This window comes from Stutzerimonas stutzeri, from assembly GCF_002909485.1.
GTDB lineage: Bacteria > Pseudomonadota > Gammaproteobacteria > Pseudomonadales > Pseudomonadaceae > Stutzerimonas > Stutzerimonas stutzeri_AH.
Genome location: NZ_PPXG01000011.1, coordinates 81,199 through 98,374, shown reverse-complemented (window position 1 = coordinate 98,374; position 17,176 = coordinate 81,199). Strand labels below are relative to the sequence as shown.

Annotated in this window: 15 protein-coding genes; 7 read left to right on the top strand and 8 right to left on the bottom strand. The window is 61.8% G+C overall.

Annotated elements, in window-relative coordinates:
• Positions 1-137: 137 nt before the first annotated feature.
• The 5 genes from CXK91_RS21670 to CXK91_RS21650 form a co-directional block, all read right to left on the bottom strand.
• The gene (locus CXK91_RS21670; protein WP_103458064.1) at positions 138-2,990 is read right to left on the bottom strand and encodes an FAD-binding and (Fe-S)-binding domain-containing protein; all 2,853 of its coding nucleotides are present in this window, start codon (positions 2,988-2,990) and stop codon (positions 138-140) included.
• A complete protein-coding gene (locus CXK91_RS21665) occupies positions 2,987-3,658 on the bottom strand; it encodes a LutC/YkgG family protein (protein ID WP_103458063.1) in 672 nt (223 codons plus the stop codon). The genes CXK91_RS21670 and CXK91_RS21665 overlap by 4 nt, the downstream gene beginning before the upstream one ends.
• Complete coding sequence (locus tag CXK91_RS21660) at positions 3,655-5,115, bottom strand: LutB/LldF family L-lactate oxidation iron-sulfur protein (RefSeq protein WP_103458062.1); 1,461 nt, start codon at positions 5,113-5,115, stop codon at positions 3,655-3,657. Before CXK91_RS21660 ends, CXK91_RS21665 begins: the two co-directional genes overlap by 4 nt.
• Positions 5,112-5,933: a (Fe-S)-binding protein gene (locus tag CXK91_RS21655; RefSeq protein ID WP_103458061.1), complete on the bottom strand. Its 822-nt coding sequence runs from the start codon at positions 5,931-5,933 to the stop codon at positions 5,112-5,114. The genes CXK91_RS21660 and CXK91_RS21655 overlap by 4 nt, the downstream gene beginning before the upstream one ends.
• A gap of 88 nt (positions 5,934-6,021) precedes the next feature.
• Positions 6,022-7,716 (bottom strand): L-lactate permease, encoded by a 1,695-nt coding sequence (locus tag CXK91_RS21650; RefSeq protein WP_103458060.1) that lies wholly within the window; start codon positions 7,714-7,716, stop codon positions 6,022-6,024.
• A gap of 267 nt (positions 7,717-7,983) precedes the next feature.
• On the opposite strand from CXK91_RS21650, the gene CXK91_RS21645 reads away from it, so the two are divergent.
• On the top strand, positions 7,984-8,778 hold the full coding sequence (locus CXK91_RS21645) for a GntR family transcriptional regulator (RefSeq protein ID WP_103458059.1): 795 nt from the start codon (positions 7,984-7,986) through the stop codon (positions 8,776-8,778).
• Positions 8,779-8,884: 106 nt separating this feature from the next.
• On the opposite strand, the gene smpB is transcribed toward CXK91_RS21645, so the two are convergent.
• Positions 8,885-9,367 (bottom strand): SsrA-binding protein SmpB, encoded by a 483-nt coding sequence (smpB, locus tag CXK91_RS21640; protein WP_103458058.1) that lies wholly within the window; start codon positions 9,365-9,367, stop codon positions 8,885-8,887.
• Between the two features lie 208 nt (positions 9,368-9,575).
• Here smpB and CXK91_RS21635 point away from each other — a divergent pair, with 208 nt between their 5' ends.
• Positions 9,576-10,010: a type II toxin-antitoxin system RatA family toxin gene (locus CXK91_RS21635; protein ID WP_003280861.1), complete on the top strand. Its 435-nt coding sequence runs from the start codon at positions 9,576-9,578 to the stop codon at positions 10,008-10,010.
• Positions 10,003-10,317 carry an RnfH family protein gene (locus tag CXK91_RS21630; protein WP_103458057.1) on the top strand — a complete coding sequence of 105 codons (315 nt, stop codon included), beginning with the start codon at positions 10,003-10,005 and terminating at the stop codon, positions 10,315-10,317. Before CXK91_RS21635 ends, CXK91_RS21630 begins: the two co-directional genes overlap by 8 nt.
• 49 nt (positions 10,318-10,366) lie before the next feature.
• Here CXK91_RS21630 and CXK91_RS21625 read toward each other — a convergent pair whose 3' ends face one another.
• Positions 10,367-10,882 (bottom strand): outer membrane protein assembly factor BamE, encoded by a 516-nt coding sequence (locus CXK91_RS21625; protein ID WP_103458056.1) that lies wholly within the window; start codon positions 10,880-10,882, stop codon positions 10,367-10,369.
• Positions 10,883-10,977: 95 nt separating this feature from the next.
• Between CXK91_RS21625 and fur the strand changes: the two genes are divergently transcribed.
• Positions 10,978-11,382 carry a ferric iron uptake transcriptional regulator gene (fur, locus tag CXK91_RS21620; RefSeq protein ID WP_103458055.1) on the top strand — a complete coding sequence of 135 codons (405 nt, stop codon included), beginning with the start codon at positions 10,978-10,980 and terminating at the stop codon, positions 11,380-11,382.
• A 61-nt stretch (positions 11,383-11,443) separates the two neighbouring features.
• Here the strand turns inward: fur and recN are convergent, their stop codons facing one another.
• The gene (recN, locus tag CXK91_RS21615) at positions 11,444-13,117 is read right to left on the bottom strand and encodes a DNA repair protein RecN (RefSeq protein WP_103458054.1); all 1,674 of its coding nucleotides are present in this window, start codon (positions 13,115-13,117) and stop codon (positions 11,444-11,446) included.
• A gap of 216 nt (positions 13,118-13,333) precedes the next feature.
• Between recN and grpE the strand changes: the two genes are divergently transcribed.
• From grpE to dnaJ, 3 genes are all read left to right on the top strand, one after another.
• Positions 13,334-13,903 (top strand): nucleotide exchange factor GrpE, encoded by a 570-nt coding sequence (gene grpE, locus CXK91_RS21610; protein ID WP_103458053.1) that lies wholly within the window; start codon positions 13,334-13,336, stop codon positions 13,901-13,903.
• A gap of 98 nt (positions 13,904-14,001) precedes the next feature.
• Complete coding sequence (dnaK, locus tag CXK91_RS21605) at positions 14,002-15,915, top strand: molecular chaperone DnaK (protein WP_103458052.1); 1,914 nt, start codon at positions 14,002-14,004, stop codon at positions 15,913-15,915.
• Between the two features lie 122 nt (positions 15,916-16,037).
• Positions 16,038-17,168, top strand: coding sequence for a molecular chaperone DnaJ (gene dnaJ / locus CXK91_RS21600; RefSeq protein ID WP_103458051.1), 1,131 nt, complete (start codon positions 16,038-16,040; stop codon positions 17,166-17,168).
• Positions 17,169-17,176: the final 8 nt, after the last annotated feature.

The window sequence follows — 17,176 nt, the reverse complement described above, 5'->3', positions numbered from 1 at the left end:
CAGCTGAAGCGGCGGCTCCGAGTCGAATAGAACCCGTCACGGGCTCTAAAAATCCGACTGCGATTGCGCGTGAGCGTTCATCGAAGCGACACAAACGAAGCGGCCCCGCGCTCTTGAGCGGGGCCGTGGTGCGCGAGTTAGAGCGGCAGGGCCGCTGTTTTACTGCGCGTGACGCGATCTACCAGATAGACCAGTCCGTGGTAGTCGATCTGGCCATGACGGGACAGGCCGATCTCGCAGGTGCGGCTGGTGGATATGCCTTCATCGCAGATCTGCACCGCATCCTTCAGGCTGCGCAGGGCGTGACCGTTGAGCTCCGGGGTGGTGAAGCCTTTGTCTCCGGCGAAACCGCAGCAATGAATGCCTTCTGGCACCACAACTTCCTTGGCGCAGCGACGAGCAATGTCGATCAGTGCCTGCGCTTCCCCAAGGTGCTGGGTGCTGCAGGTGACGTGCACGGCGATCGCTTTTTCCTGCGGGACGAAGTCCAGCTTGTCGAGCAGGTGTGTGCGGATGAAGCGCACCGGATCGTACATGTCGAGGCGCTGATCGGTCAGGCCCTGGACCAGGCGCAGCGTGCAGGGGCTGGTATCGCAGTAGATCGGATCAAGGCCGCCGCGGCTGGCCTTGAGCAGCGCGTCGAGCATTTCCTGACGCTTGCGCTCGCCCTGTTCGGCGTAACCCTTGGAGGCAAACGGCTGGCCGCAGCACAGATCGTTCAGCTGCTCGGGGAAGATCACTTGGTAGCCGGCCTTTTCCAGCAGGCTGCGGGTCTTGTCGAGCAGAGGCTCTTGTTCCTGATCGCGTGCGGCGGGCGCCATGGCACGCGAGACGCAGGCGGCCAGATAGACCACGCGCGGGCGTTCGTCCTGAACGGCAGGCTGGGGCAGGTGCAGGCGCTGCAGGGGTTGCGGCATCGCCGGTGTCCATTGCGGCACGCGACCCTTGCTGGCATTGGTCATGGTCGCGGACAGCTTGGCCAGGCGCTTGGTACCGAGGATGATGTGCGCGCCGTTGGCGGCATGCAGCATGAAACGGGTGCCCTGCACGGCGGTGCCGAAATGGTCGGCCAGCCAGTTGGCGGTACCGGTCTTGTTGGCCTCCTTGCCACGCAGCTTGCGCACGAGGTCGCCGGTATTGATGCCCACCGGGCAGCGCTGGGCGCACAGGCCGGTGGCGGCGCAGGTTTCGACGCCGTGATAGTGGTAAAGCCGCTCGATTTCCGTGGTGTCTACACCGGCGCGCTTACGGGCCTGGATGTCGCGCCAGATGACGATGCGCTGGCGCGGCGTCAGGGTCAGTCCGTTGGACGGGCAAACCGGTTCGCAGAAACCGCATTCGATGCATTTGTCGACAATCTCGTCGGCGGCCGGCATCGGCTTGAGATTCTTCAGGTGGATGTCCGGGTCTTCTGAGAGCACCACGTCCGGATTGAGGATGCCGGTGGGGTCGAGCAGGCGCTTGATCTTCCACATCAGCGCGTAGGCTTCGCTGCCCCATTCCAGCTCGACGAAGGGCGCCATGTTGCGCCCGGTGCCGTGCTCGGCCTTGAGCGCACCGCCGAATTCGACGGCGACCAGCTGTGCCACTTCGCCCATGAAGGCTTCGTAACGGGCGATCTGCGCCGGATCATCGAAGCCCTGGGTGAAGACGAAGTGCAGGTTACCCTCCAGCGCGTGGCCGAAGAGGATCGCCTCGTCGTAGCGGTGCTTGTCGAGCAATTCGATCAGCCGGTTGACGCCCTCGGCCAGGCGCTCGACGGGGAAGGTGACGTCCTCGATGATCACCGTGGTGCCGGTCTGGCGCACGGCGCCGACTGCCGGGAAGGTGTCCTTGCGGATCTTCCACAGCTGGTTGTAGATCACCGGGTCTTCGCTGAAGTCGACCTGTTTCTCCACCGGGAAGTGCGCGATGGAAGTCATGATCAGGTTGATCTGCTCATGCAGCAGCGACTGGCTGGCTGCGCGCGATTCGATCAGCAGCGCGCAGGCGGTCGGCGACAGTTCCTTCACCCACTCGGGCATGCCGGCCTTGTGTTCGACCGAGCGCAGGCTGCGACGGTCGAGCAGCTCCACGGCTGATACCGGTTGCTGCTTGAGCACCGGTACGGCCAGGCAGCAGGTTTCTACGTCGGGGAACACCACCAGCGCGCTGGCCTTGTGCGGATGGTCCGGCACGGTGTCGTAGGTCACCGCGCTGATAAAGCCCAGCGTTCCTTCGGAGCCGACCATCAGGTGGTTGAGGATATCCAGCGGCTCGTCGTAGTCGACCAGCGCATTGAGCGAGAAACCGGTGGTGTTCTTCAGCCGGTACTTGTGGCGGATCTTCGCGGCCAGTTCTGCATTGGCGCGAGTTTCGCGTCCGAGTTCGGCCAGTTGATCGAGTAGTGCTGCGTGGCTCTGGCGGAAGGCGTCGACGCTGGCGGCATCTTCGCTGTCGACCACGGTGCCATCGGCCAGCACGACGCGCAGCCCGGCGAGGGTTTTGTAGGTGTTCTGCGCCGTGCCGCAGCACATGCCGCTGGAGTTGTTGGCAACGATGCCGCCGATCTTTGCTGCGTTGATCGAGGCGGGATCAGGGCCGATCTTGCGCTGGAAAGGTGCGAGTACGGCGTTGGCGTTGGCGCCGATGACGCCGGGCTGCAGGCGGATCTGCTCGCCGCCGTTGCGAATCTCGCGGCCGTTCCAGTTGTCGCCGAGCACGATCAGCACCGAGTCGCTGATCGCCTGGCCGGACAGGCTGGTGCCGGCGGCACGGAAGGTGACCGGGACATTTTCCGTGTGGGCCAGCTTGAGCAGCGCGATCACCTCGGCTTCGGATTCGACGCGCACCACCAGCTTGGGAATCAGCCGGTAGAAGCTGGCGTCGGTGCCGAAGGCGAGGGTGGAGAGCGGATCGTCGAAGCGCCGCTCGACCGGGATCAGGCGTTCGACTTCGCCGATGAATGCGGCTGGCAAAGGCACGCGTTCGAGTTGCACGGCCGAGTTCATGCGTCCTCCAGGATCAGCAGGATCAAATCCTTCGGACCATGGGCGCCATAAGCCAGCACCTGTTCGATGTCGGCGGTTTTCGACGGGCCGGAAACCAGCAGCGCATTAGTCGGCATGCCGGCAGCCCACTGGAACTTCTGCTGGATCTCGTAGAAGTTGTCGTGGATTTCGCTGGCCTTGAGGATGGCGAAGTGCACCGGTGGCACCAAGCTCATCAGGCGCGGCTCCTCGCGGGTCGGCCACATGATCAGGCTGCCGGTGGAGGCGATGGCACCGAGGGTGCCGGTGAGGCTCGCCGGGGTGTCGTTGAACAACTCGTCCTTCCAGTCTTCGACCGGGCGGTCGTAGGACTTCAGCGTCGGCAGGCCTTCACGGCCGGCGCAATGCTCGGTGAAGCGCTGGCCGTACGGCGTGGTCGGGGCAATCAGCAGGCTCGGCAGCTGACGGTCGTGCAGCAACTGTTCGAGCAGGGCGGGCCAGCCGGCGTCCGTGGTCAGGTGGATTTCGGTGTGCACCGCCTCCATCAGCTGGCGCAGGCGGGCGATACGCTGCTCGGGTGCGTAGCTCCACGGCTGGGTGACCAGCGATACGTCGTAGTCATCTACGATAGGCGTAGCGCCTTCCAGGCTCTTCTTCAGCTTGGCGAGGATATTGGCCTTGGCGCTCATCGCTTGCCCTCCAGGTGCTCGCGGGCCAGCTCGTGCAACGAGCGGGCGGCAGGTTTCGGTGCGCTGTGGTTCTGCGTCCAGGGGCCGATGTTCGATGGCGTCAGGCCGCGCAGGCGAGTGGCGAAGAAGCCGAACACGCGGTACAGCGTCGGGCTGGTGTTGAGCAGGCGCCAGCCGGACCACATCAGTCGTTCTTTCTTCGAGTATTTGCTGCCCTGGCCGCGCATGACCTTGTGCGGATCGTCCGGCGCCTTGACGTTCTCTTCGCGCAGCCGGCGCAGAATGGCCGGGATCGGGATTTTCACCGGGCAGACTTCGCCACAAGCGCCGCATAGAGAAGAGGCGCTGGGATGATCCGGCACCTTGTCCAGGCCGACCATGTGAGGAGTGATGATCTTGCCGATGGGGCCGGGGTAGACCTCGCCGTAAGTGTGACCGCCGACGCGGGTGTACACCGGGCAATGGTTCATGCACGCGCCGCAGCGAATGCAGTTGAGCGTCTGGCGCAGTTCGCTGTCGGCAAAAGCCTGGCTGCGGCCGTTGTCCAGCAGGATCAGGTGCACTTCTTGCGGGCCGTCGAGCTCGTTTGCCTTGCGCGGGCTAGAGATCATGTTGACGTAGGTGGTGATGGGCTGGCCCAGCGCTGAGCGAGTCAGCAGCGAGAGCAGCGGAACTACGTCACGCAGGTTCTCGACAACCTTTTCGATGCCGGTGACGGCAATATGAACCGGCGGCACACCGGTGGACATGCGGCCGTTTCCTTCGTTTTCCACGAGCAACAGGGTGCCGGTTTCAGCTACCGCGAAGTTCACGCCAGAGACGCCGATATCCGCTTCGAAGAACTTCTGGCGCAGCGTGCGGCGGCCGATCTGAATGAGCTCGTCGACGTCCTTGGTGTACTCCACGCCGAGCTTCTCGTGAAACAAGGTCGCGACCTGGCCGGCGTTCTTGTGGATGGCGGGCATGATGATATGGGACGGCTTTTCGTGGTCGAGCTGGACGATGTACTCGCCCATGTCCGATTCCAGGCATTCGATACCATGGCCTTCGAGGAAATGGTTCATCTCCATCTCTTCGCTGACCATCGATTTGCCCTTGATCACTTGCTTCGCCTCGTGGGCGCGGGCGATCTCGAGGACGATGTTGTTTGCCTCTTCAACCGTTTCCGCCCAGTGCACTTTCACACCATTGCGGGTCAGGTTGGTTTCCAGCCGCTCGAGCAGTTCGGGCAGCTTGGACAGTGCGCGGGCGCGGATACGGTTGCCCATCTCGCGCAGCCGCTCGCGTTCGTCGGCATCGCTGAAGGCCACGGCACGCTTGGTCATCAGCGAGTCCATGGCGGTGCGGAAGTTGCGCCTTAGCTGGTCGTCCTTCAGGGACTTGCGGGCGCGGGCGCGGAAATCCGGGTCGCCGGCGTTCTCGATCTGTATTGCAGGAATGCGCTGTTCGGCGTTCATCGGGCACCTCCCGTGCGCTGCCAGAGGAAACTCGCCAGATGCTGGCCGCGCAGGGCTTCACGCTGTTTTTCCAGCGAACCATTGATGTTCATCAGGCAACCGCAGTCGGCGCTGATCACCTGATGCGCGCCGGATTCCTTCAGTGCGCGGGTCTTGTCCAGCACCATGGCGCCGGAAATGTCGGGCATACGCACGCTGAAGGTGCCGCCGAAGCCGCAGCACTCGCTTTCGTGGTCATGCTCGACGCGCTCGACCTGGCCCAGCTGGGCGAGTAGCTCGCGGCCGTGCAGGTGGGTGTTCATCTCGCGACGGGCCGAGCAGGAAGTGTGCAGCGCGACCTTGGCTGGCGTGCCGACATCCTTGAACTCGACCTTGCAGACGTTGAGTAGAAATTCGGCCAGCTCAAAGGTGCGCTCCGCCAGCCCCTCGGCTCGGGCGAGGGTGGCCGGCTCGTCCTTGAACAGATCCAGATAATGGTGGCGCAGCATCCCGGCGCAGGAGCCGGAAGGGACGACGACGGGCCAGTCGTTGGCGAACAGTTCCAACTGCGCCCGTGCGACCTTGCGCGCCTCGTCGGTGTAGCCGGTCGTGTAAGCCGGCTGACCGCAACAGGTCTGCCCCTGCGGATAGTGCACGGTCAATCCTTCGCGCTCGAGCAGGTGGATCGCATCCAGGCCAGCCTCGGGATAGAACAGGTCGACCACGCAGGTGCCGAACAAATAAACCTGGCTCGGCTTGGCGGGGTACGCGCGGGGCTTTGGCAGTGGCGGCGCAACGCGGGTGGCGTTTGGCGCAGCATCGTAGAAGAGTTCGCTCATCGGCTTGGTCTCCGGGTGGGCCCGGTTATCCGCAAAATGCGGTTTCTGGAATGCAACCGTGCCCCCATTGGGGGCACGGTTCTGTTTCTTACACCCCGACCAGTGGGTCGGTAACGCCCAACACGTAGATGGCGATCAGGCTGATCACCCCCGTGAAGAGCACGTAGTACAGCGTAGGCCATATGGTCTTGCGCAGCGTGGAGCCTTCGCGACCGAGCAGGCCGACGGTGGCGGAAGCAGCGACCACGTTGTGGATCGCAACCATGTTGCCTGCCGCAGCGCCAACAGCCTGGGTGGCAACTACCATCGCGCCGGAAATTCCGAGCGACTGTGCAACGCCAAACTGGAACTGGCTGAACATCATGTTGCTGACCGTGTTGGAGCCGGCCAGGAATGCGCCCAGTGCGCCTACGGCGGGTGCCAGCAGCGGGTAGATGCTGCCCACGCTGTCGGCGACGTAGCGCGCCATGACGATTGGCATGCTCGCCAGTTCAGCGCCGTTGACGCCAGAGTTGATCAGGATGCGCACCATCGGCACGGTGAACAGCAGCACGAAGCCGGCGCTGAGCAACACACCACTGGATTCCTTCACAGCAGCCTTGAGTTCCGAGGCGCGCATGCCGTGCAGGAAGAAGGTGATCAGCACCACCATGACGAGGATGCCGCCCGGCAGGTACAGCGGTTCGATGCCCGCATTGATGCCTGTCTCGCCGAGGATGTTGGCAAAGGCTATGGAGACCGATTTCAGCGCGGCAGTGACCTGCGGAAACACGCGGCTGATCACCAGGATCGCACCCACCAGCACGTAGGGGAGCCAGGCGCGGAAGGCGCTCATCGGGCGAGCCGTCATCTCGTCCAGCTTCATTTCGATGGTGCCCAGCCACTCGGCTGGCCATTCCTTGGCATCGGCAAAGTCCCAGGTGGTCTTCGGCGTCAGGAATTTGTAGCGAGCAGCCGTGGTGACAATCGCCAGGCCGACCAGACCGCCCAGTAGCGACGGAAATTCCGGGCCGAGGAAGATGCCGGTGGCCGCGTAGGGCAGGGTGAACGCCAGGCCGGCGAAGATCGCAAATGGCAGCACTTCAAAGCCGGCTTTCCAGCTCTTTTCCTTGCCGAAGAAGCGGGTCAGCATCAGGACCATGATCAGTGGCATCACGGTACCGACGATGGCGTGGGTGATCGCCACGCTGCTGGTGATCTGCTGCAGATAAGCGTTCCAGCTTGAACCCTGCGCAGCCAGCTGTGCACCGATGGCCGCAGTGTCCAGGCCGCTGTTGATGCCGACGACGATCGGCGTGCCGACGGCGCCGAAGGAAACCGGCGTGCTTTGTACCAGCATGCCGAGCAGGACCGCCGCCATTGCCGGGAAGCCGACCGCGACGAGCAGTGGTGCGGCGATGGCAGCCGGGGTGCCGAAGCCGGAGGCGCCTTCGATGAAGCAGCCGAACAGCCAGGCGATGATGATGGCCTGGATACGGCGGTCGGGGCTGATGGTGGTAAAGCCGGCGCGAATGGCGGTGATGCCGCCGGAGTGTTTCAGGGTGTTCAGCAGCAGAATCGCGCCGAAGATGATCCACAGCAGGCCCAGGGTTATCACCAAGCCCTGTAGCGTCGAGGCGATGATGCGGTTAACGCTCATGTCCCAGACGAACAACCCGATGGCTGCAGTGAATAGAAATACCAGCGGCATGGCGCGGCTGGCTGGCCAGCGTAGGCCGATCAGCATGATTGCCGCGAGCAGAATGGGTGTGAAGGCGAAAAGTGCGAGCAGTCCGTTGGACATGTCAGGCTTCCCCTGCGGTTCGGTTCAGATGGGGTCCTGAGCGGACCGGGAAATTGTTGTTGTGCGCAGATCTCATGCTGAGTCCTCTTATTTTTAGACCACTCTGTAAATTGGTAAGACCAATTAACAGGAGGGAATGGCCAGCGTAAGAGCTGCGTATAGGGGCGTCAATTAGCTAGCTATAGACTTTGGTCGCAACACTCGGGCTTGTGCGGATGCGCGGGCATCGCTAGCATTTTCAGATTGGTAAGACCATTCGGGGTGATTATGGACGTGGGGATGGTGCGGCAGCGGCGGCTCTCGGACGATATCGTCGCGCAATTGGAAACCATGATTCTCGAAGGCACCCTCAAGGCGGGCGAGCGGCTTCCGGCGGAGCGTGCCCTAGCCGAACGTTTCGGTGTCTCGCGGCCATCCCTGCGCGAGGCGATCCAGAAACTGGCGGCCAAGGGCCTGCTGGTCAGTCGGCACGGCGGCGGCACCTTCGTCGCCGAGTCGCTGGGGTCTACCTTTAGCGACCCATTGCTGCATCTGCTGGAAAACAACGGCGATGCGCAGCGTGACCTGCTGGAATTCCGCCATACGCTGGAGGGCAGCTGTGCTTATTACGCGGCGTTACGTGCAACCGAGGTGGACCAGAAGCGGCTCACCGAAGCCTTCGTGGCATTGCAGGATTGCTATGCCCGCGAAGGCAAGGTCACTCGAGCCGAAGAGGGCGCAGCGGATGCCCAATTCCATTTGGCCATCGCCGAAGCCAGTCACAATGCTGTTCTGCTGCACACCATTCGCGGGCTCTTCGATCTGCTCAAGCGCAACGTGGTCACCAACATCGGAGGCATGTACGCCCTGCGTGACGAGACGCGGGACATGCTGATGAGTCAGCACCGCGAGTTGTACGAGGCGATCATGGCCCGGCGAGCGGCTGAGGCCCGCGAGGTCATCCATCGCCATATCAATTACGTGCAGGAAGTGCTTGCCGAAGGGCAGCAGGAAGCCCAGCGGCTGGCACGGGCGCAGCGCAGGCAGGGCGAACGGGTGGGGGCAGGGCAGAAGGTCGTGTGAGGGTCGAACCGGCAGATCGCCGGTTCGGTGCCTGCGCAGGCGAATCCGTGCGGTGCTGCCAAGGAAGTGCTGATCGGGCAGAGCTGCTGGCGCTGCTCTGCGGTTCTCAGTCGTCTTTACCCTTGGTGCGCATCGCGCGCTGGATCTCCCGATCGGAGTCACGCTCCTTCTCGGTGTGGCGCTTGTCGAATTCTTTTTTGCCTTTGCCAAGCGCAATCTCGCACTTGATCATGTGCTTCTTCCAGTACAACGCAAGCGCCACGCAGGTGTAACCCTTTTGCTGCACGGCGCCGAACAGCTTGCCCAGTTCGCGTTTGTTCAGCAGTAGCTTGCGGGTGCGGGTCGGGTCGGCAATGACGTGGGTGCTGGCGCTGGTCAGCGGGGTGATGTGGGAGCCCATCAGCCAGGCCTCACCATCCTTGAGCAGCACATAGCTGTCTACCAGCTGCGCCTTGCCAGCGCGCATGCTTTTCACTTCCCAACCGGCCAGGACGAGGCCCGCCTCGAACTTCTGCTCGATGAAATAATCGTGTAGCGCCTTCTTGTTCAGCGCGATGGTCCCGGGGGACTGTTTCTTCTGTTTGGCCATAGGGGCCGCATTATAGGGAGTCCCGCTGCGGCTGGCGACAGCTCGCAGGGGGCGCAACAGCAGAAACTTGAGGGGCAGCCGCTAATCCCCGACAATGTGCCCGCTTTGCGCCGCATGGGCTCTTCGCTATACCAGTGCCGCGGTTGCGGGCTGGCTGCGTCGTTCTTCATCCATGGCGCACAATGAAACGATGACGTAGAAGGTCTGCATGACAACGCACATTCAACGTTCCGCTCTGCTGCCATATCCGGCGCAGGCGCTGTTCGACATGGTCAACGACGTAGCCAGCTACCCACAGTTCCTGCCCTGGTGCTCTGCGACCGAGGTGCTTTCCAGTAGTGAGACCGAGATGCACGCCAGCATGACGGTGGCGAAGGCTGGATTGAGTCAGCGTTTCATGACGCGCAATGCCCTGCAGCTCGGCAAGCGTATAGAGATGACGCTGGAAGAAGGTCCTTTCAGCCATTTGCACGGCATATGGGAATTCAAGGCGCTTGGCGAAAAGGCTTGCAAGATCAGTCTTGACCTGAAATTCGATTACGCCGGGCCGTTGGTCAAGGCGACGTTGGGGCCGTTGTTCAATCAGGCTGCCAACACATTGGTGGATGCGTTTTGCGAGCGAGCGAAGCAGCTATATGGATAAACAGTCGATTGCAGTCGAAGTAGTCTATGCGTTGGCCGACAAGCAGAAGCTGCTGCAAATGACGGTGCCGGCCGGCACAACTGTGCGCGAGGCGGCTTTGCGTTCAGGAATGGAGGCGCATTTTCCCGGTCTGGACCTGGCTGGGGCGCCGCTGGGTATATTCGGCAAGGCAGTGCCTAAGCCTGAAGAGCGCGTGCTAGAGGAGGGCGAGCGGGTGGAGATCTATCGACCGCTGATTGCCGATCCGAAGGAGGTGCGTAAACAGCGCGCCGCGCGTGCAGCGAAGAATAAGGCCGAAGACGCCTGAGCTACGCATGTTGAAACATAAAAAACGCCCGGACAAGCCGGGCGTTTTTTTATTCGGTTTCCAACGGTTCTGGCGTTGGCACCGGAACCGTTTCGGCTTCGTCCACTTCGCGCTGGATCTGCTCCAGCAGCGAACCAGGTGCCGGATGTTCTTCGGCCTCGCGCGGTACGGCGACGGGCGCTGTGCCCGTGCCTTGTGCCTCGCGGCCGAGAATCTGTTCGTCGCGGCTCACGCCAGGCATGAAATCGCCAGCCAGACCGGCCAACTGATCGTTAGCGTTGAAGACCAGGCTCACGCGTTCCTGCTGGCGCGGACTGCCCCCCGGCTGGATGCTGTACAGGTAGTCCCAGCGATTGGCGTGGAATGTATCGGTGATCAGCGGGTTGCCCATGATAAACCGCACCTGCTGGCGGGTCATTCCGGGGCGCAACTGGTCTATCATGTCCTGCGTGACGACATTGCCCTGTTGAATGTCGACCTTGTAAACCCCGGGAAATGAACAACCGGCGAGTGCGACCAGACCTGCGAAGGTGAGACTGGCCAGCATGAGCTTGGTGTTTTGCATCGGTGGGTGACTTCCACTATCTTGGCTGGGCAAAGAACCCGGATCATACCCGTATTGAAGGAGGCTGCGAAACAGCAGCAGCGAGAAAGCCAACCATGGTCGAAAATAGCGAACTAAGAAAAGCTGGTCTCAAAGTAACTCTGCCGCGGGTCAAGATCCTGCAGATGCTGGATACGACGGACCGTCGTCACATGAGCGCTGAAGATGTCTACAAGGCGTTGATGGAGGCGGGTGAAGATGTCGGTTTGGCAACGGTCTATCGCGTGCTGACACAATTCGAGGCGGCCGGTCTGGTAGTTCGGCACAACTTCGATGGTGGTCACGCCGTGTTCGAACTGGCCGATGGCGGGCACCACGACCACATGGTCTGCGTCGATAGTGGCGATGTCATCGAGTTTTTCGATCCCGAGATCGAAAAACTGCAGAAAGAGATCGTCCAGCGTCACGGTTACGATCTAGTGGATCACAATCTGGTGCTCTACGTGCGTAAGAAAGACTGATTCAAGATGTATGAAAAAGGCGGCCGAGGCCGTCTTTTTCTTATGCGCATTCTTCAAAGGGTCAAACCTGTGCGGATGTGACCATTTGCCGAGCGTGCGCCAGCGATTGCTCGGTCAGGTCGACGCCGCCAAGCATTCGCGCGATCTCCTCGACGCGGCCGGCCTGGTCCAGTTCGGTTACTGCGGTGCGGGTTTCATCGGCCCCGCGGGCCTTGTGTACGAACAGGTGGTGATGACCTTGTGCAGCCACCTGTGGCAGGTGAGTAACGGTCAGTACCTGGCCGCGTTCGCCTAGGCGACGCAGTAGTTGCCCGACGACTTCCGCGGTCGGGCCGCCGATGCCGACATCGACCTCATCGAAGACCAGCGTAGGCACGCGAGATGTCTGCGCTGTGATCACCTGGATCGCCAGGCTGATGCGTGATAGCTCTCCGCCGGAGGCGACTTTGGCCAGCGGGCGCAGCGGTTGCCCCGGGTTGGCGCTGACCAGAAACTCCACCTGTTCCAGGCCGTAAGGCATTAACTCCCCTTCTGCGGCTGGCTTGAGTTGCACGTTGAATCGGCCGCCCGGCATGCCCAGTCGCTGAATCTCCACCTCTACTGCGCGTGCCAGCTGATCAGCGGCCGCTTGGCGGCTGCGGCTGAGTTCGCTGGCTTTTTCCTCGTAGTGTCGAGCATAGGCCGCCAGCTCTTCGCCGAGTCGCTCGACTGCTTCGTCGTCAGCGTTGAGTCCTTCGAGTTCTTCCAGCAGTTGCTGATGCAGGCCCGGCAGTGCCGCGGGTTGTACCCGATGCTTGCGTGCCAGGGTGTAGATGGTGTCCAGCCGCTCTTCCAGCGTTTGCTGGCGCTCGGGGTCGGCGTCGAAATGGTCTACGAAGCGGTTGAGTTCGCCAATGGCCTCTTCGACCTGAATCTGCGCGCTCGCCAGCAAGTTGACCGCTTCGGTAAGAGCCTGGGGTTGGTCTTGGAAGGCGGTCAGGCGCTGCAGGCTGCTGGTCAGCGCCGACAGCACATTGCCTGCATCGCTCTCGCTGCACAGTTCCATGACTTGGCGGCAGGCGCCGAGCAGCTGTTCGGCGTTGGCCAGGTTCTTGTGTTCGTGTTCCAGTTGCTCCAGTTCGTTCTCGCCCAACGAGAGGTTCTCCAGCTCTTCCAGCTGGTAGCTGAGCAGCTGGTGACGGGCGCGCTGTTCGTCACCGCTATTGCTTAGGCGCTCCAGCGTCTGGCGCGTTTGCCGCCAACGCTGCGCGGCCAGCTGTACCTGTCGCGCGAGTTCTTGGTTGCCACTGTACTCATCGAGCAGGCGCCGATGAGTGTCGGTCTTCAGTAGGGACTGATGCTCGTGCTGGCTGTGGATGTCGATCAGCAACTCGCCCAGTGCCTTGAGGTCGCCCTGGGGGCAGGGGGTGCCGTTTATATAGCCACGCGAGCGGCCCTCTGCGGTGATTACGCGGCGCAGGATGCACGGCCCGTCGCTATCCATATCGCGCTCGGCGAGCCAGGCTCGCGCATCCGGAATGTCGTCCAGATCGAAGCTGGCGAGGATGTCGGCCTTGTCGGCGCCGATGCGGACGACGCTGCTGTCGGTGCGATCGCCCAGGGTCAGACCAAGGGCGTCCAGCATGATTGACTTGCCCGCGCCTGTTTCCCCGCTGATGACGCTCATGCCTCGTTTCAGTTCGAGGTCGAGGTGCTCGACGATGGCGTAGTTGTGTACCGACAGATGAACCAGCATGTGAGGCTCCCCAAGTTGCGTGCCTGGGTATTTATACAGTGGTTTCTGTGGCGACTACAAGCGTTGGCGGATCAGTGCGAGCGGGCATTTGGCGTGACGGTTCGTCATTTCCTGCATCGGCTGCCAGCGATAGCCCTTGAAGCCGGTTTTCGCGCCCCCATATAGCCGCACAAGCGCGGGTTTGCTGCCCGCTGATCGTATGAGAGAGGAGGACCCATGGCTGACGAGCAGAACCTGGATAACCAGACCCCGGAAACGCCCGAGCATTCGGAAGCGGACGTAGCTGAGGATCTGGCTGCCCGCGTGCAGTCGCTGGAAGAGCAGTTGGCCGCAGCGCAGGACCAGTCCCTGCGCGTAGCGGCGGAGCTGCAGAACATTCGTCGGCGTGCAGAGCAGGATGTGGAGAAGGCGCACAAGTTCGCGCTGGAAAAGTTTGCCGGCGATTTGCTTGCCGTTGCCGACAGTCTGGAACGCGGTCTCGAACTGTCTAGTTCGGACGACGAAGCGGTGAGGCCGATGCGCGAGGGGGTCCAGCTGACCCTCAAGCTGCTGCAGGACACCTTGGCCCGTCATCAGCTCGAGCAGCTCGATCCTCACGGCGAGCCGTTCAATCCCGAGCATCATCAGGCTATGGCCATGGAAGAAAGCACCCATGTCGAGCCGGGTAGCGTGCTCAAGGTATTTCAGAAGGGCTATCTGCTCAACGGTCGCTTGCTGCGCCCGGCGATGGTCGTCGTCAGCAAGGCACCGGCCGATGCGCCGCCTTCCATTGATGAGAAGGCTTGAAATTCGGTTGCCAACCCCCATCTGGTAGCCAAGCGTTTTTTTGTTACCCGCAGCCGGTAAACGGGCGCGGACCAATCGAAATTTGGAGAGCGAATTAAATGGGCAAGATCATTGGTATCGACTTGGGAACCACCAACTCCTGCGTCTCGATCCTGGAAAACGGTAAAGCCAAGGTTATTGAGAATGCCGAAGGCGGCCGTACTACCCCGTCGATCATCGCGTATGCGAATGATGGCGAAATCCTGGTTGGCCAGTCGGCCAAGCGTCAGGCGGTGACCAACCCGCACAACACTCTGTACGCGGTGAAGCGACTGATCGGTCGTCGCTTCGATGAAGATGTCGTGCAGAAAGACATCCAGATGGTCCCTTACAAGATCGTCAAGGCGGACAACAGCGACGCCTGGGTTGAAGTGAATGGCCAGAAAATGGCTCCGCCGCAGATCTCTGCGGAAATTCTCAAGAAGATGAAGAAGACTGCCGAGGATTACCTCGGTGAGCCGGTGACCGAAGCGGTCATCACCGTGCCGGCCTATTTCAACGACAGTCAGCGTCAGGCCACCAAAGATGCCGGCCGCATCGCTGGTCTGGACGTCAAGCGCATCATCAACGAGCCGACCGCGGCTGCGTTGGCGTACGGTATGGACAAGGCCCGGGGCGATCACACCGTCATCGTTTATGACTTGGGCGGCGGTACGTTCGACGTGTCGGTGATTGAGATCGCTGAAGTCGATGGCGAGCACCAGTTCGAAGTGTTGGCCACCAACGGTGACACCTTCCTCGGTGGTGAAGACTTCGACATTCGCCTGATCGACTACCTCGTCGACGAATTCAAGAAAGAAAGCGGCATGAACCTCAAGGGTGATCCGCTGGCCATGCAGCGCCTGAAGGAAGCTGCTGAAAAGGCCAAGATCGAGCTGTCCTCCAGCCAGCAGACTGACGTCAACCTGCCGTACATCACCGCAGACGCGACCGGTCCGAAGCACCTGAACGTGAAGATTTCTCGTGCCAAGCTGGAAGCGCTGGTCGAGGATCTGGTGCAGCGCACCATCGAGCCTTGCCGCATCGCGCTTAAGGACGCCGGTGTTGATGTTTCGAAGATCGATGACGTGATCCTGGTCGGCGGTCAGACCCGTATGCCGCTGGTTCAGCAGAAGGTCGCCGAGTTCTTCGGCAAGGAAGCGCGCAAGGACGTCAACCCGGACGAAGCTGTGGCCATGGGCGCCGCCATTCAGGGCGCGGTACTGGCTGGTGACGTGAAGGATGTGCTGCTGCTTGACGTATCGCCCCTGACCCTGGGTATCGAAACCCTGGGCGGCGTGATGACTCCGCTGATCGAGAAGAACACCACCATCCCGACCAAGAAGTCGCAGGTGTTCTCCACTGCCGACGACAACCAGAGCGCGGTGACCATTCACGTGCTGCAGGGTGAGCGCAAGCAGGCAACCGGTAACAAGTCGCTGGGCCGCTTCGACCTGGCCGAGATTCCGCCGGCACCGCGTGGCATGCCGCAGATCGAGGTCACCTTCGACATCGACGCCAACGGCATCCTGCATGTGTCCGCCAAGGACAAGGCCACTGGCAAGCAGCAGTCCATCGTGATCAAGGCCAACTCGGGTCTGTCCGAGGAAGAAATCGAGCAGATGGTCCGCGATGCCGAAGCGAATGCCGAGGAAGACCGCAAGTTCGAAGAGCTGGCGACTGCGCGCAACCAGGGGGATCAGCTGGTGCACGCGACCCGCAAGATGCTCGTTGAGGCTGGCGACAAGGCCAGCGACGACGACAAGGCGGCAATCGAGAAAGCGCTTGGCGAGTTGGAGCTGGCCATCAAGGGCGACGACAAGGCCGAGATCGAAGCGAAGATCGCTGCTGTTTCCCAGGCTTCCACGCCGGTCGCGCAGAAGATGTACGCCGAGCAGCCCCAGGGTGCTGAGGGTCAGTCGGCAGATGAGCAGACCCAGCCGGGCGACGACGTGGTCGACGCCGAGTTCGAAGAGGTCAAGGACAACAAGTAAGCCCTGGCTTGCTTCCGTTCCAGCCCGTCCCGACATCGCTCGGACGGGCCCGACCGCTGCGCGGGGGCTTGCTCCCGCGTCGGCGCGTCTGGAAGGCATGAAATTGAGGGTTCAGGATAGTTATGGCCAAACGCGATTTTTATGAGGTGCTGGGCGTCGAGCGTGGCGTCAGCGAGGCGGAGCTGAAAAAAGCCTACCGGCGCCTTGCGATGAAGCATCACCCGGACCGCAATCCGGGAGACAAAGCTGCCGAGGAAGCCTTCAAGGAGGCCAACGAGGCCTATGAAGTGCTTTCCGATCCGAGCAAGCGGGCTGCCTACGATCAGTACGGTCATGCCGGTGTCGATCCGCAGATGGGTGCTGGCGCAGCCGGTGCCGGCTATGGCGGGGCGAACTTCTCCGACATCTTCGGCGATGTGTTCAGCGATTTCTTCAGTGGTGGCCGCGGCGGCGGACGTGGCGGCGCGCAGCGCGGCAGTGATCTGCGTTACACGCTAGAGCTCGATCTCGAAGAAGCGGTACGCGGTACCACGGTGACTATTCGCGTGCCGACGCTGGTCGAATGCAAGACCTGTGATGGCTCCGGCGCGAAGAAGGGCACCAGTCCCGTGACGTGCACCACCTGTGGCGGTATCGGCCAGGTGCGCATGCAGCAGGGCTTCTTCTCGGTGCAGCAGACCTGCCCGCGTTGCCATGGCAGCGGCAAGATGATTTCCGATCCGTGCGGCAGCTGCCATGGGCAGGGGCGCGTGGAGGAGCAGAAAACACTATCGGTCAAGGTTCCGCCAGGTGTCGACACTGGCGACCGCATTCGTCTGTCCGGCGAAGGCGAAGCGGGCACCCAGGGTGGTCCAGCCGGCGATCTGTATGTAGTGGTCAACGTCCGCGAGCACGCGATCTTTCAGCGTGACGGTAAGCATTTGTATTGCGAAGTGCCGATCAGCTTTGCCGATGCTGCGTTGGGTGGCGAGTTGGAAGTGCCGACCCTGGATGGTCGCGTCAAGCTGAAGATTCCCGAGGGTACCCAAACCGGCAAGCAGTTCCGCTTGCGTGGTAAGGGCGTCGCGCCGGTGCGCGGTGGCGCGGCGGGCGATCTGCTGTGTCGGGTTGCGGTGGAGACGCCGGTCAACCTGAGCAAGCGCCAGCGCGAGATGCTTGAGGAGTTTCGCAGCACCTTGCAGGGCGATACCTCTCATTCACCTAAGGCCAGTGGCTGGTTCGAGGGTGTGAAGCGTTTTTTCGGTGATGTATGACACAGGGC

Excerpts from the sequence above, each read along its gene's own strand:
- CXK91_RS21670 (WP_103458064.1), bottom strand. The coding sequence starts at position 2,990 with ATGAACTCGGCCGTGCAACTCGAACGCGTGCCTTTGCCAGCCGCATTC.
- CXK91_RS21665 (WP_103458063.1), bottom strand. The coding sequence starts at position 3,658 with ATGAGCGCCAAGGCCAATATCCTCGCCAAGCTGAAGAAGAGCCTGGAA.
- CXK91_RS21660 (WP_103458062.1), bottom strand. The coding sequence starts at position 5,115 with ATGAACGCCGAACAGCGCATTCCTGCAATACAGATCGAGAACGCCGGC.
- CXK91_RS21655 (WP_103458061.1), bottom strand. The coding sequence starts at position 5,933 with ATGAGCGAACTCTTCTACGATGCTGCGCCAAACGCCACCCGCGTTGCG.
- CXK91_RS21650 (WP_103458060.1), bottom strand. The coding sequence starts at position 7,716 with ATGTCCAACGGACTGCTCGCACTTTTCGCCTTCACACCCATTCTGCTC.
- CXK91_RS21645 (WP_103458059.1), top strand. The coding sequence starts at position 7,984 with ATGGACGTGGGGATGGTGCGGCAGCGGCGGCTCTCGGACGATATCGTC.
- smpB (WP_103458058.1), bottom strand. The coding sequence starts at position 9,367 with ATGGCCAAACAGAAGAAACAGTCCCCCGGGACCATCGCGCTGAACAAG.
- CXK91_RS21635 (WP_003280861.1), top strand. The coding sequence starts at position 9,576 with ATGACAACGCACATTCAACGTTCCGCTCTGCTGCCATATCCGGCGCAG.
- CXK91_RS21630 (WP_103458057.1), top strand. The coding sequence starts at position 10,003 with ATGGATAAACAGTCGATTGCAGTCGAAGTAGTCTATGCGTTGGCCGAC.
- CXK91_RS21625 (WP_103458056.1), bottom strand. The coding sequence starts at position 10,882 with ATGCAAAACACCAAGCTCATGCTGGCCAGTCTCACCTTCGCAGGTCTG.
- fur (WP_103458055.1), top strand. The coding sequence starts at position 10,978 with ATGGTCGAAAATAGCGAACTAAGAAAAGCTGGTCTCAAAGTAACTCTG.
- recN (WP_103458054.1), bottom strand. The coding sequence starts at position 13,117 with ATGCTGGTTCATCTGTCGGTACACAACTACGCCATCGTCGAGCACCTC.
- grpE (WP_103458053.1), top strand. The coding sequence starts at position 13,334 with ATGGCTGACGAGCAGAACCTGGATAACCAGACCCCGGAAACGCCCGAG.
- dnaK (WP_103458052.1), top strand. The coding sequence starts at position 14,002 with ATGGGCAAGATCATTGGTATCGACTTGGGAACCACCAACTCCTGCGTC.
- dnaJ (WP_103458051.1), top strand. The coding sequence starts at position 16,038 with ATGGCCAAACGCGATTTTTATGAGGTGCTGGGCGTCGAGCGTGGCGTC.